Annotated in this window: 10 protein-coding genes and 1 pseudogene; 2 read left to right on the top strand and 9 right to left on the bottom strand. The window is 67.3% G+C overall.

Going from position 1 to position 13,794, the window contains the following annotated elements:
* The first annotated feature begins 14 nt into the window (after positions 1-14).
* The gene (locus EUA94_RS11480) at positions 15-1,172 is read left to right on the top strand and encodes a hypothetical protein (protein WP_129427021.1); all 1,158 of its coding nucleotides are present in this window, start codon (positions 15-17) and stop codon (positions 1,170-1,172) included.
* Between the two features lie 142 nt (positions 1,173-1,314).
* Here the strand turns inward: EUA94_RS11480 and EUA94_RS11475 are convergent, their stop codons facing one another.
* The 8 genes and pseudogenes from EUA94_RS11475 to EUA94_RS11435 all read right to left on the bottom strand — a co-directional run bounded on the left by EUA94_RS11475 (position 1,315) and on the right by EUA94_RS11435 (position 12,097).
* Entirely contained in the window at positions 1,315-1,512 is a 198-nt protein-coding gene (locus EUA94_RS11475) for a helix-turn-helix domain-containing protein (RefSeq protein ID WP_129427020.1), read from the bottom strand.
* Positions 1,505-1,741, bottom strand: coding sequence for a hypothetical protein (locus EUA94_RS11470; RefSeq protein ID WP_129427019.1), 237 nt, complete (start codon positions 1,739-1,741; stop codon positions 1,505-1,507). Before EUA94_RS11470 ends, EUA94_RS11475 begins: the two co-directional genes overlap by 8 nt.
* Before the next feature lie 172 nt (positions 1,742-1,913).
* A complete protein-coding gene (gene mobF / locus EUA94_RS11465; protein WP_207210507.1) occupies positions 1,914-4,631 on the bottom strand; it encodes a MobF family relaxase in 2,718 nt (905 codons plus the stop codon).
* Between the two features lie 377 nt (positions 4,632-5,008).
* Positions 5,009-5,156, bottom strand: a pseudogene (locus tag EUA94_RS11460) (ISL3 family transposase); the annotation flags it as partial.
* 1,036 nt (positions 5,157-6,192) lie between these two features.
* Positions 6,193-7,347 (bottom strand): chymotrypsin family serine protease, encoded by a 1,155-nt coding sequence (locus tag EUA94_RS11450; protein WP_129427017.1) that lies wholly within the window; start codon positions 7,345-7,347, stop codon positions 6,193-6,195.
* 347 nt (positions 7,348-7,694) lie between these two features.
* On the bottom strand, positions 7,695-8,798 hold the full coding sequence (locus EUA94_RS11445; RefSeq protein ID WP_129427016.1) for a tyrosine-type recombinase/integrase: 1,104 nt from the start codon (positions 8,796-8,798) through the stop codon (positions 7,695-7,697).
* Between the two features lie 315 nt (positions 8,799-9,113).
* Positions 9,114-10,733: an arylsulfatase gene (locus EUA94_RS11440; protein WP_129427015.1), complete on the bottom strand. Its 1,620-nt coding sequence runs from the start codon at positions 10,731-10,733 to the stop codon at positions 9,114-9,116.
* Positions 10,730-12,097 (bottom strand): MFS transporter, encoded by a 1,368-nt coding sequence (locus tag EUA94_RS11435; protein WP_165356863.1) that lies wholly within the window; start codon positions 12,095-12,097, stop codon positions 10,730-10,732. The genes EUA94_RS11440 and EUA94_RS11435 overlap by 4 nt, the downstream gene beginning before the upstream one ends.
* Positions 12,098-12,239: 142 nt before the next feature.
* On the opposite strand from EUA94_RS11435, the gene EUA94_RS11430 reads away from it, so the two are divergent.
* Positions 12,240-13,028, top strand: coding sequence for an IclR family transcriptional regulator (locus EUA94_RS11430; RefSeq protein ID WP_165356862.1), 789 nt, complete (start codon positions 12,240-12,242; stop codon positions 13,026-13,028).
* A 141-nt stretch (positions 13,029-13,169) separates the two neighbouring features.
* Here the strand turns inward: EUA94_RS11430 and EUA94_RS11425 are convergent, their stop codons facing one another.
* Positions 13,170-13,793, bottom strand: a complete 624-nt coding sequence (locus EUA94_RS11425) for a hypothetical protein (RefSeq protein WP_129427012.1) — start codon at positions 13,791-13,793, stop codon at positions 13,170-13,172.
* Between the last annotated feature and the right edge of the window lies 1 nt (position 13,794).

The raw sequence follows: 13,794 nt of genomic DNA, 5'->3' as shown, positions 1-13,794 counted from the left end.
CGAGAGGCACGCCGATGAGTCTCCAGTTCAGACTGGGCTACAACGACCAGAAGGTCGTCGAGGACTTCCTGTCCCGCAGCACTGCCGCCACGAGCGCGATCGTGCTCGATCCCAAGGCGACCACGCGTCAGCGCTACGCGGCTGAGGCAGCCGCCGCCGCAGGGGTGGACGTGTTCTGGGACCCGGCCACCGAGCTACTGTCCTACGAGGGATACGAGCTCGAGAAGTTCCCAATGTGGGCTGGCCGGCGCTTCGACGTCGCGGAACTGGCGACCTCGCTCTCCGCGCGCAGCGCCCTCGTCGAGCACACCATCGCGACCCACCCCGAAGGCGTCACGCACCTGACGGCGCCCCACTTCTACGTCGAGTCCGCTCACAGTGCCGCTCTCAACGTCGACCTCGCCGAGGCGACCGTTCGCCAGGCCGACCGCCCGGTCCGCGCGGTCCTGGTCATCAAGCACGGCTACGCCCGCGCAAACGCCGCGGACTCGGCAGACATGTATGTCTCAGCGGGCGTCCGACAGATCGAACTCCAACTGTCTCCCTTCGGCGGGGAAGACGAGAGCCTGACGAAGATTGCCAACGGGTTCGCGATCGCTCAGGCGTTCACCGACGCCGGCCTTCACGTCACCCTGGGCCACTCGGGCAACCTCGGTCAGGTGGCGGTGGCCCTCGGCCACGCCTCTGCCTACTCCGTCGGCGTGGGCATGCTCGAGCACGTCAACCACAAGACCCAGGTCAACCGCCGAAAGAACCCTCCCGCGGAGCGCCTCGATGAGGACGGCAACCGCCTGAGGCAGGGGGGCGGTGCTGGCGTGTACCTCCCCGCTCTGGCCTTTACGGCCACGCCAAACCTGGCCAAGAAACTGCTTGAGCACTCCGACCTCCGGCTCCGGATCGGCTGCCGAATCGCGAAGTGCGGCAATGATGTTCGCGGCCCGCTGCTCGACCCTCGCGACCACTACCTTCACAGCCGCGACGCCGAGATGGGTCGCATGATGGAGCAGCCCGCCGGCTGGCGATCGACGTCCGAACTCGAGCGACTCCACAGGGCGTTGATTCTTCGCGACCGGATCAACAAGGACTACGTCGCCCCGGGCGACCCGCCCATCAAGACCCGCACCCTCGACAGCCTGATCGTCGACATCGAGCGCGCGCAGGCCGCCTCCTAGAGTCACGTCGGGCCTGCGGCGCTCCTCGTCCGCCAACGAAGTCAGTCGGCCCATCAGGCCACGGAAGTACGCAGTCCCGTCCCGCGATTCCCCAATAGCCGATCCGCCTCGGCCGCTGCAGGTGACCATGGGCTGACGGCACTTAGAGACGCGTGGTTGGAATCTCTCGTGGAGCGGACTCCAGGTCCTCGAGCTTGATCCGGATGGCGCGCTTGCCACAACGGTAGGCCGGGAGCATGCCGGCGGCGATCCAGCGCCGGATCGTCTTGACCGAGACCGACATGGCCTCCGCCGCTTCCTCGAGGCTGAGGTAGACAGGGATGGCGCGTCGCTCAGCCATCGGAACGCACCTCCACCCGCGTGGCCGTGGCGGAGGCGAGGAAGCGCCGCGCCTCGGCGACGGTGATGTAGAGCCGGCCGACGCCTTGGAAGCGGGTCCACCTGGGGCCGACGCCGCGTTGGCGCCAGTCGCGGACGGTGCGCTGGGGTGTGCGGATGAGGTCGCAGAACTCCTCGAACAGGATCAGATTGTTGTCGTCCCAGTCGTCCGGGATACCGATGGGTGTCATCGCGTGGCCTTTCGTCGTGGCCGCCGACCGCTTCGGCGACCTCTGTATGGAGAAGCACCACCGCGCTGGGCAGGTCGGACATCTGTGACCGCTGCTGTCGAGACTGGCGCCTCTCCTGGTCTCCTATGTCCTCCAGACCTGTCCGGACGATCACTCGACGCGAGAAAGTTGGTCAGCGACCGATTCCGTGGGAGGTCGGTGCGGAGGTAGGCATCGGTTGCGGTGGCCGACGTCGGCCGTCCCGCAGCGCCGCGGCCTGCAGTCCCGCGACGCCAGGCTGCGCGTTCGGTCCGTACCGCTCGATGTCGTCGGCGGCCCTCTGTGCGGCGTGACGTGGTCCGAGGTCGGCGCGGTCGCGGCTGAAGACCTCGACCCATTGGCTGCGGGCGTCGTCGACGGATTCGGCGACGAGGTGGGCGGTGTTGTCGTGGCGGCCGCGGGTCATGGCGACGTACGCCGAGGCGGCGCCGGTCGTCTCGCCGAGCGCGAAGTGGGCGGAGTCGACGGTCTCGCCCTGTGCTCCGTAGGCGGTGGTGGTGAAGGCGAGCTCGACGTGCTCGCGGACGTACTCGGCAGGAAGCGCGCGTTGGCCGGCGCTGCCGACCACGAGCAGGCTGCCGTCCTCCCCGATTCCGGCCACGGTCCAGGTGTCACGGTTCGCGACGCCCAGGTCGCGGTCGTTGCGTCGAGTCGCGACTCGGTCTCTGAGACCGATCCGCTCACCACGGCGGGTGGTCGGCTCACCAGTCCGCTCACCAGATCGCTCACCAAGTCGTGCGCCCGAGTCGTGCCGGCGGTCACGGATGGCTGCGTTGAGGGCACTCACCTGGTCGCGGGTGTCGGCGATGATCAGCTGGTCGCCGGCATCGACACCGTCGACACCGTCGGCGCTGATGATGGCCAATGCGGCGGTGCGTTCCACGTCGCTGGCGTGGACGACGATCTGCCCGCGCTCGTGAAGCTTGTCGAAGACCTCACCAGAGCACTCACCAGTACGCATAAGGAGGCTGAGGTCGGCGTACGCGGGATCGCTGAACCGGTGGACCGACTGCAGCTCCAGGTGAGCTGTGGGTGAAACCCACCGTGTGGCGAGGTCGAGGACGCCGCCACGACCTACTGCTGGGAGCTGGTGGCGGTCACCGAGAAGCGCGACGGTTGCGTGGGCTCGGTCGGCGATGGCGAACAGCGCGCGGGCGGTGTCCTGGTCGAGCATGCCGGCCTCGTCGACGAGGAGGACGTCGCCGGGAAGCAGGCGGGCGCGAGCCTCAGGTGCAGCGTCTCTCTGTGACCAGTGGCCGTCCACATCCCATCGGTACCCGTGTTGATGGACGAGCCAAGCGGCGGAAAACGCATCGGCGCCGACCTGCTGCCGTGCCGCTTGGGCCGCCTTGAGAGTCGGAGTGACGACCACGAGTCGACGGTCGTACGCGTCGAGTAGGTGGCGTGCGGCGGCGAGGGTCGTGGTCTTCCCGGTGCCGGCGGCGCCTTCGATGACGAGCAGACTGGTGTCGCTGGCCAGGGCGGCGACGACACGTCGCTGCGCGGGGTCGAGGTGGTCGACGCCGCGGAGCCCGGCGGCGACGGTCACCGGCCGCGCCGAGCGTGCGGCGATGGCGTCGACGAGGTCGGCCTCGACCGCGAGGACCCGCGCGGAGGTCAGGCTGCGGACGTGCTCGGGGGCGTCGTCGCGCTCCAGCAACGGCACACACCGCGTCTGGGCACGCTCGGCGATGTCTTCGACCAGCTCGTGCCGCACCGCCCGTTCCGCGACCACGCCGACGGAGGCGACCAGTCGTTCGACCTCACCGCGGATGTCAGGCACGTTCCACGCCGACCGCTTCGCGCCGAGCCGGATCAGCACCAGGTCCGCGGCGGCGTCGCGGTTGATCCGTCCGATCTGCAGACCCAGCTGTGTAGTCGCGTTGGTCGGCGAGATGGTCGGTGGCGTCGGTGGGCTGAAGCCGAGGTCGCGCAGCTCTCGGTTCCATGCGACGACGAGGTCAGCGCCCCTGCGGGGCACGACCTTGTCGGGTCGTGCGTCGGCCCACGCGCGTCGGTCCCACGTCTGGCGCAACTTTGGCCCCGGCTCGGTGCCGGGGTGCTCGGCACGCCAGGCGGCCTCGTACCGGTCGACGTTGCGACCGATCTGCGCGGCACGTTGGCTGAACCGTCCGGCGTAAGGCGCGAGCTGCTCGATCTCACCGTCGTCGCCGAGCGTGTACCCCTTCGCAGCGAGGGCGGTCCGGAAATCGGGGTCGCACATCACGGCCGCGTGCCCGATCCCGTTGAGCGCCTCGACGCTGTCCACGACACCGACCGAGTGCAGACCACGCCACGCCCAGCGCGCGAAGACCCGTGCGTTGATCTGCACGTGCAGGTGACGGTGCGGGTCACCTGACCGTGAGGTGTAGTGCCGCACCACTGCGGCCTCGAGCTTCTCGACCGGCACCTGCACCTGCCGGCCACGTGGCCCGACCCGGGTGGTGGCGTGCTCGGCCACCCACACGATCACCTCGCCAGCCGCGCGATCCATCGCCGCGTCGTACGCCGCCGCGATCTCGGGGTGGAGTGCGGCGGCGAGCGACCACGACTTCGGCCCGTTGACGACGACCTCGACGAACCGCAGTGCGTGCGCGTCGTCGCGAAGCCGCCCCTTGGCCGTACCGGTCTCGACGTCGTAGCCGGCGACCCAGCGTTCGTAGGCGTCGCCATCGAGCGTCCCCCCTTCCTGAACTGCGGAAACCCCGGGTCCCCCCTCCCCCGGCGGAGACATGGCGACATATCGCTCGGCCACCCCGGTTCCCTCAGCCAGGTAGTAGTCATCGACCCGCGAACGGTCCGCCTCGACGTAGGAGCGCGCGGCGGACGCAGACCCCCGGTAGAACTTCACCCCACCGTGCACGTCTCGTCACCGCCCGTCAGCACTCGTCACATAGCCTTGAAATGACACTCGGCCCGCCCCAAGGGGCGGACCGATCTACGGACCTTCGTAGCATGCGTGCCGCTCAATACTGAAGGCTTCATGCCTCAGTACTGAGCAACGCATGCACGACTCGCGCTTTTCCGTCAAAAGAAGTCACTAGGGGTAGCGCGATCGTGCTCAGAACTACCTCATGCGGAATGTGTGACCTCTGTGGCACAAGATGGCGGGCCGCGGAACAGCGGAGTGTTCGAGCCCGTTGGGGCCTCGGTCGGTACGTTGCTGGCGCCGGAGCGTTGGAAGTAGACCAGCACTTCGTCGACTCGTTCCTTTGACGTCCTGTCCAGCCTGCGGCGACCCTCGACCACGTCCGACAACCGAGCGGGGCCGGTACCGTCGCGATGCCGATGAGGTCCATGATCACGGTGACGTACTTGGCCCCGCGTCGGTGTGTCGCCACAAATGCTCGTCCACGCCGATCGCGGTAACTCCGTCAAGGCACAGTTCTGGAGCAAACCCGACTTCAGAGGCGGATGCCTTGGGGGACGCCTTATGTCGCTGCATCTTTTACCGTCAGGAGATCAACTGACGTGCGCACTAGCGTGAGCCGAGTCAGGTCTTCCCTGAGAGAAACTCCGCGAATTGGCTCATCGGCGCCGTCCTGGCCGAGCAGCACGACGACTGGATCGAAGGGCGCGCCGCTACCTCGGACTCGACGTCCTCGCCCGCTTCCGAATCCCCTCATCACTACCTACGAGACCACCACCGAACAGGAGGACCTGACACCCGCCGCACTCACTGCCAAGAGTGCAACCACCGGATCACGCGGTGCCCCCTTCGTCTACCACGACCTTGGACACGACCCGCCTCGCCACTCGCGTACACCGAAAACTTTGATGAGCCAGTCTATCTGAATGCTGTGGCAGGCTCGTGGTGCACGGTCCTAACATCGGGTGGCGCTGCCGGCGCGACCATCCGCTCGGCACATACCACGCCCGGGCGCGCTTGCCTCAGGTAGGACTCGCAGGGCTGTCTCAAGGAATGCAAATCAGCCAAAGAGCTCCAGGCTGGCACCAACTTTAGTTGGGTCGCGCAGTTATAGCGCCATCATTATTGAAGACCACGACCTCCGCTTTGCCCCCAGTGCACCCGCGAACTCTGTGACTCAAGATCTCACCGAACTCTGCCTCGAGTTTATCGGGCGATAAATATTGCCCGCCACCTTCAACGTACTGACCCAGCGCAATTTCAGTACCACCAGGCAGAGATATGATTTTCCGCGACTCGCTCCACTCTGTGCCCACTGGCCAGATTGTGGGGCGATCGTCGACGAAGAAACATCCTTCGCGGAATCCCACCGTCCCTTGTATCCTAGCCGAGGCACCGTCGCCATTCCCCGCCGCGACGTTCACCAATACAGGGCTGTTCGGATCCCCTGAAAAGGGCTTGTCGTCGTTTGCGCAACCGACCACGCATATGCCGAGAATAACGCTTTGCAAAGTTGCATAAAACCGTCGCACTTGGACCACTCCTAGCTTATGGCTACGACCAAACCTAGCTTCGAAAAGGTGGCTTGAGGACCGATAATTGCAGGATATGGATGGCCGTCGGCCGTTCGTCGCCCAGACGTTGTTCCAACCGCCTTCTCGTTGACGTAAACCGGGCCACCGCTGTCACCATCCGCAGACATATCCGACGAACCCGACAGAAGGAAAAAGTCACAACTCAAGCCGCCGTAGCTAGGACAGTAATTGACGGCCGATACCGTACCGCAGAGGTATCCGGTGAATGATCCTGTTTTGCAGTAGAAGTTTCCAAGCGCGATACTGCTGGTTGCTTCGCGTGACGTGATATTGCGGAAGAAGGGGGTGGAGTCATTCACGCCATCTTCTACGCGGTTCTGCCAAGTCAGCGCGCCCGAGTCATGCCACTGAATGTCGCTCGTCCCCCCATAGGCTTCGCCTTTGAAGTTAAGCGCGACATTCTTGTAACTTTGGGCATCGGGACAGTGTCCAGCTGTCGATACACCCCGATTGCCAGTGGAGCTCTTCACGACCACAAATCCTGCGGTGCACGTGCTTGTCGCCCCGCCGCCGCCTACGGTTGGATCGTCCGGAGCCGCGGGCGCCTCCAAAAAGATGACGTCATCCTGATCCTCTTTTACGAGGCGTTCAGCAATTGCCCTGCGCAGGTCGTGTGATGCAAGCGCCACTTCAACCCGGTTCTTCTGAACATCCAGAACTGTGCTTACGGAGCGCCCACCGATCAGACGAATGGAGTCCTGTAGTTTTTGCAGCCGAGCGAGGCTGGCATCGACGTACTCAAACTTTACCAGGTGCGATAGGCCCGCTTGTTCGAGTCGCGCGCTGAACTCGGGCGATGGGGGCGCCGTCACATAGGCGTTAATGACAAATTCTGCACCCCTAATAATCTCGAAACCTGCAAAGTTGTCACCGCTAGACATGGAGACTTGGCTCAGGGCCTGTTGCGCCGCAAGCTGTTCAAGCGCGGCGCTCTCAGGCACGTTGAATAGTTCCATATAAGCGCCCACGTCCGCGTGCGGCAAGTCAGTCTCAGCAGACATTGTCTTTGCAGCGTACTCCGAGTTAGACGCATTGCTGCTGGAGGAAGGAAGGGTGGCCGCCAGGAACGCACCAACTAGTCCAACTGAAATGATCTTCAACACTTGAGCCCCCGATTTCCTTGGGTGGTCTTCCCAACCCAGTCGCGCCGATGTCTCATCGTGGAACGCGGCGCATGCAATGTCAAGGAATCAGCAAGTTTCGATCGAGTGCGAAAGATGATCAAGACCTGTTTAGCCCGAGCGACCTACAGCACTCACCGGTCGACTCGATCTCGTTGGGCGGCGCGCCCGTGGGCGTCGACTTCCGATGCAGCGAGGACCTACCTGCGCTGTTTTGGCCTGCTCTTGACCTTGCTGACGCAAGATCACTCTGCCCAACCCGCTCCGACGAGATGCTTTGGCCGCGGAGGCTCAGACCGTGCCGGACACTTTCGTCGACGCCGCCGCTCTCAATCGTGAGTTTTCGCCACCAGTTCAGATAGCGCCTGGGCGATCACCTTGTCGCGGTCTTTTGCGGCGTGCTGGTACCTCAACGCTGCGCCGGCGGTGGAGTGGCCGAGGCGGGCCATCAGTTCGGCCAGTGTGGCGCCTGTGCTGGCCGCCAGGACGGCGCCGGTGTGGCGGAGGTCGTGGAACCGGAGGTCGGGCCTGCCGGCTTCTTCGCGTGCTTTGTAGAAGACCCGGTAGAGCGTGGCGGGGGCCAGGTGCTTCGTCGGGTCGCCAGAGGCAGGGAAGAGGAGACCCTCGCGGCCTCCGGTGATGGTGTCGGCAAGGTGTGCCTTCACGATGGGGAGCAGGTGCGGCGGGATCGAGACGTCGCGCGTACCTGCGGCGGACTTCGGTGTGCCGATGATGACCTCACCGTTGACGCGGACGACGGCTCGGCGGATCTTCACGACGCCGTTGGTCAGGTCGAAGTCGTGGCGGCGTAGTTCGGTGATCTCACCGAAGCGGAGTCCGCACCATGCGGCCAGAAGGATCATGAGCCGGTAGCGCTCGGGCATCGCCAGAGTAAGGGCCTCGAGCTCGGGCAGACTGGCCGGGCCGATCTGCTTGACGCGCTTGGTGTTGCCCGCGCCCCGGATGTGGCAGGGGTTGAATTGGATCAGTCGGCGTTGCACGGCGTCGCTGAGGATCGTCCTCATGAGGCCGTACGCGTGCGCGTTGGCGGTCGGGGTCGTGTCGCCCATCCGGTAGTGCCAGTCGTCGATCAGGTCGGCCGTGACGTGCTTCAGGGCGACGTCGCCGAACGTCGGCAAGATCCGCGCGTCGAGGATCTTGCGATAGTGGTAGCGCGTGCGCGGCTTCAACTGGCGGTGCGTGAGCCAGCGCTCGGCGTGCTCCCCGAATGTGAGTGGCGCCTTCGTCGTCGGCGGTGTCCAGTCCTCGTTCTTGATCTCGCGGCGTCGATCGGTGAGCCACGCCTCGGCATCCTCGGCCGTCTCGAACGTGACCGGGGCCTTGTGCCGGATGGTGTCGGGGCCGAGGTAGGAGGCCTGGTGGCGCTTGCTGGGAAGCTTCCTGATGGCACCGAATGCGCGCCTGCGTGGCATGTCCGCTCCCTATTTCGTGCAACAACGTGCAACAAGGATGTCAGATTGTGCGTGCTTCTGTCCACGCGTTCGAGCGATACAGGGCGTTGTTTCCGCAGGTCAGAGCCCTTCTGTCCACTCTTGTCCAGGATCGCCGCATGCGCCGGAATAAGATTCAAACCCAGTATCGCCCACCACCACGACGGCCCCGCAGAGATGCGGGGCCTTCGTCGTCGTGGGGAACGCTCGGGTCCGCAATGCGCGTCCCGCGCGACCCGACGGTTCCCCGACCGGTGCAACCACACCCCCGTGGTGGTCGCCCCGGCCCAGGGCCGCCTACTCCTCGGGCAGGCCGTGCCCGCGCGCGGCGTACATCTCGAGGACGCGCTCACGCGGGAGGACGCCGCAGCGGTCGGCCCAGGCCTGCCAGGTGTCGGCGAGCGTGGTCACGAGGTCGGGCTGCTCGGCCGCGAGGTCCTCGAGCTCGGTGCGGTCCGCCTCGATGTCGTAGAGCTCCCAGTCGCTGCGGTGCTTCCTGACCAGCTTCCACCGGCCGCGCCGTACTGCGCAGTTGCCCTCGTGCTCCCAGAACAGGTCGCGCTCGACGTCCACTCCCTCTCCGCGCAGCGCGGTGAGGAGGCTGACGCCCTCGACGTCCGGGATCGTCGCACCGTTGCGCTGGGCCGGGTAGCGGGCGCCGGCTGCCTCGGCGATGGTCGGCAGCACGTCGACGAGCTGGCTCGGCACCGTGCACAGCGACCCGTCGGTCGGCAGGCCGACCGGCCAGTGGGCGATGAAGGGCGTGGAGATCCCGCCCTCGTGGACCCAGTGCTTGTACTCCCGGAACGGCGTGTTGGACAGGTTCGCCCACGAGCGCCCGTACGACATGTACGTCGACTCTGGGCCCGGCCGCAGCGCGGGGTCGTTGCCCGGCACGACAGCTTCGCCCTCGCGGGTCGTGTCCTCCAGCGGCACGAACGCGGTGACGAACTCGCGGGCCCCGTCACCGGGGGGCATCTCCTCCGCGCAGCCACCGTTGTCGGACAGGAACACGACGAGCGTGTTGTCGAGGCGGCCCGACGCCTCGAGCTGGTCGAGCACCCGCCCGATCCCCTGGTCCATCCGGTCCACCTGGGCGGCGTACGTCGCCATGCGGGAGGCCTCCCACTCGCGGTCGACGACCTCCTCCCAGGCGGGCACCCGCTCGTCGCGCGGGGTCAGCGGCCAGGCCGCGTCGATGATCCCCTCCTTCACGAGCCGCTCGAGCCGCTCCTCGCGGAGCTGGTCCCAGCCCGCGTCGAAGCGACCGGCGTACGTCGCGATGTCCTCGTCGTGCGCGTGGAGCGGCCAGTGCGGGGCCGTGTAGGCCAGGAACAGGAAGAACGGGTCGTCGCCGCGCTCCTCGTCGTGCTCGGCCAGGAACTCGACGGCGGTGTCGGAGATGGCGTCGGTGTAGAACCAGCCCGGCTGCTCCGCCTCGTCCTCGATGTTGGTCTCCTGCCGCACGAGCGTGCGCGGGCGGTAGAACGACCCGGCACCCTCGAGCGTGCCGAAGAAGCGGTCGAAGCCCCGGCGAGTGGGCCACGCCGGGTTGGGGGTGTCCATGTCGACGGCGAGGTGCCACTTGCCCGAGAGGTACGTCGCGTAGCCCGCGTCGCGGCACACCTCGGCGACCGTGGCGCACTCCTCGCTGAGGTTGCCCGGGTAGCCGTCGGGGGCGTCGTCGAAGTTGAGGATGCCGATCCCCACCTGGTGGGGGTGCAGGCCCGTCAGCAGCGAGGCGCGGGACGGGCTGCAGCGCGCGGTGTTGTAGAACTGCGTCATCCGTACGCCGCCCGCGGCGAGCCGGTCCAGGGAGGGCGTACGCACCTCGCCGCCGTAGCAGGCGATGTCGGAGAAGCCCATGTCGTCGGCCAGGATCAGCAGGACGTCGGGCCGCCCCTCGCGAGGGCTCATCGACCGGCGCCCACGGTCTCGCGCGCGGAGTCGTACGACGTCGTGTCGCGCAGGTCGCGCCGGTGGGTCTCCGGGAGGAAGAACACCGAGACGAGCGAGATCAGCGCCATCGCCATCACGTAGACGGCGACCGGCCACACCGAGCCGCTCCACGCGCTCACGAGCGACGTGCCGATGAGGGGTGCGACGGCACCGGTCGGGATGACGCCGATCTGGTAGACCGCACTCATGCCGGAGTAGCGCACGCGGGTCGGGAAGACCTCGGCGAACATCGCACCCTCGGGACCGAACATGATGCACGCCGCGAGGCCCCAGCCGACGACGACGCCGAGGGTGATCAGCGCAGGGTTCTCGGTGTTCACGAGGGCGAAGATCGGCACCGCGCTGACCAGCGCGAGCGCCGCACCGGTGGCGAACACGGGACGGCGCCCGATGCGGTCCGAGACCCGGCCGGCCACCAGGATCGCGCCGAAGCCGACGACGGAGGCGACCAGCAGGGCGTCGAGGACGACAGATGCTTCGAGGCCAAGCACGGTCACGGTGTAGGTGACGAGGAACGCGTTGTAGATGTTGAAGGTGACGCTCTCGCTGACGCGGGCGCCCATGGCCAGCAGCGTGACCTTCGAGTGGTTGCGGAACACCTCGACCAGCGGCAGCGCGGCCTTGGCGTCGGCCTCCTCGATCTCCTTGAACGCCGGCGGCTCGTCGATCTTGAGCCGGATCACCAGTCCCACAGCGACCAGGACGATGGAGACGAGGAACGGGATGCGCCAGCCCCACGACTGGAAGTCGGCCTCGGGCAGCTGCGTCACCGCGGTCACCGCGAGGGTGGAGGTCAGCAGGCCGATCGGCACGCCGAGCTGCGGCCAGGAGGAGTACCACCCGCGCTTGCCCTCCGGTGCGTGCTCCACGCACAGCAGCACCGCACCGCCCCACTCGCCTCCCAGGCCGATGCCCTGCAGCATCCGGAGGGCCAGCAGCAGCATGGGCGCGGCCACGCCGATCGCCGCGTAGTTGGGCAGCAGGCCCATCGCGAAGGTCGACACGCCCATGATCAGCATCGTCAGCACGAGCATCCGCTTGCGCCCGATGCGGTCGCCGAAGTGGCCGAAGATGAAGCCACCGAGCGGTCGCGTGACGAAGCCGGCAGCGAAGGTCGCGAACGAGAGCATCGACCCGACCAGCGGGTCGACCGTCGGGAAGAACTGGCTGTTGAAGACCAGTGCGGCCATCGTCCCGTACAGGAAGAAGTCGTACCACTCGACGACGGAGCCGAGCAGGCTCGCACCGGCCACCCGTCGGATCTGGGCCTGGTCGTGCGAGGCCCCGGGCCCGGCGGCCGCCGTCGTACCCGACTGTGACATGTCATCTCCCTGCTTGCGCGGTGTCCCGTTTGATGGGACAGTGCTCCCACTGATGGGACACTGCCGCACAGTGTTCGGGTGCCTCCCGGCCCGTGTCAAGCAGTGCCTGCCATCCCCTGCCACCCACCCGAGGAGTGCGCGCGTGACCCTGTCACCGACCCCGGACGCCACCGAGGAGCGCGGACTGCTCCGCCGCGCGGTCGCCGTCCTCGACACCTTGGCCACCGACACCGTCCCGCCCAGCGTGCGTGGCATCGCCGAACGGACCGGGCTGTCCAAGTCGGCGGTCCAGCGCATCCTGGTGGAGCTCGAGGCGGTGGACCTCGCGATGCGCGATCCCGCGACGCGGCGCTACGGCCTCGGCCCGCGCACGCTCGCCCTCGGATCGGCGTACCAGCGTGGGCTCAGCCTCCACGCGGCCTCGATCGGTCCGATGACCGACCTGGTGACCGAGGTCGCCGAGACCGTGGGGCTCTCCGTGGGACACGCCGACCGGCTGATCCACGTCGAGCAGGTCGAGCCCCAGCGCCGGCTCAGCGCCCGCTTCGACGTCGGTCGCCCGCTCCCCCTCTGGTTCGGTGCGCCCGCCAAGGTGCTGCTCGCCGAGCGTTCCGACGACGAGATCCTCCGCGTCCTCGACGACCGCGAGCAGACCGACATCGAGCCGGTGAACCCGCCCGCGCCCGACGAGCTGCGCCGGCAGGTGGCGGACGTCCGCCGTACGGGCCATGCGCGGGCCTTCGAGGAGACCATCGAGGGCGTCCACACGCTGTCCGTCCCGGTGCGCGGCGCCCTCGACGACCTGGCCGCGGTGCTGTCGATCACCGCTCCGTCAGAGCGCCTGCCCGACGAGCGGATGGACGAGCTGCTCCCGAGCCTCCTCGCCGCGGCAGCGCTGATCTCCGGCCGGCTCGGGCACCGCGAGCGCTGACTGCGGCGGACGCGCCCCCGGCAGCCGGGCCCCTCAGCCCCTCGGGCACCACGGGTGGGCCGAGCCTGCCGCGGTTCGGCCGTTGCAACGGCCCAGAGGTGCGGGAGTCACCGCTGAAGCGGGGACTCATGCAAGCAGGCCTCAGAACTCGTAGCCGAACTCCCGGATGGTGCGGGAGAACCGCTGGGCCACGATCTCGGCGTCGCCGGGGCCGTAGAGCTCGCGGTAGTGCGGGCCACTCCCCTGCTTGGCGTGGGGCAGGTCGAGGGCCAGGCCGAGGCGGGCCGAGATGTCGGCGACCGCAGCCGGCAGCTCCTCGTAGAGGTAGACGCGGTCCACGATCACCTTCCCGCCCATGCGGTAGAGGCGCTCGTTGAGCGCGAGCCGGTCGAGGCGGCGGGGGGTGCGCACGAACTCGGCGAAGGTCTTGGTGAAGGTCGGCTTGCGGGAGCTGTAGCGCCACGACGACGCCACCACGTCGTACGGGTTCCGCTCGACGGCGAACGTGAAGTAGTCGTCCCAGGTCTCCCGGCCGATCACCTGGATCACCCGGCGCGCGCCCATGTGGGCATACGAGCTGGGCTCGGTCTGGTCGTGCTGCGGGGGCACTCCCCCGGCGGCCGCGCGCAGCTCCTCGTCGGCCGGGCTGATCCGCGTGACGATGTCGTCGGGACCGCAGTGGCGCGAGAGGGCGATCTCCAGGCTGGTCCCGGCCGTCTTACGGGTCTTCACGAAGACGAAGCGGTGCGCGTGGGAGGCGATCACG

It is taken from the genome of Nocardioides zhouii, from assembly GCF_004137345.1.
GTDB lineage: Bacteria > Actinomycetota > Actinomycetes > Propionibacteriales > Nocardioidaceae > Nocardioides > Nocardioides zhouii.
This window is presented reverse-complemented; position numbering and strand designations above follow the sequence as displayed.

Coding starts and splice junctions, on each gene's coding strand:
- EUA94_RS11480 (WP_129427021.1), top strand. CDS start 15: ATGAGTCTCCAGTTCAGACTGGGCTACAACGACCAGAAGGTCGTCGAG.
- EUA94_RS11475 (WP_129427020.1), bottom strand. CDS start 1,512: ATGGCTGAGCGACGCGCCATCCCTGTCTACCTCAGCCTCGAGGAAGCG.
- EUA94_RS11470 (WP_129427019.1), bottom strand. CDS start 1,741: ATGACACCCATCGGTATCCCGGACGACTGGGACGACAACAATCTGATC.
- EUA94_RS11445 (WP_129427016.1), bottom strand. CDS start 8,798: ATGCCACGCAGGCGCGCATTCGGTGCCATCAGGAAGCTTCCCAGCAAG.
- EUA94_RS11440 (WP_129427015.1), bottom strand. CDS start 10,733: ATGAGCCCTCGCGAGGGGCGGCCCGACGTCCTGCTGATCCTGGCCGAC.
- EUA94_RS11435 (WP_165356863.1), bottom strand. CDS start 12,097: ATGTCACAGTCGGGTACGACGGCGGCCGCCGGGCCCGGGGCCTCGCAC.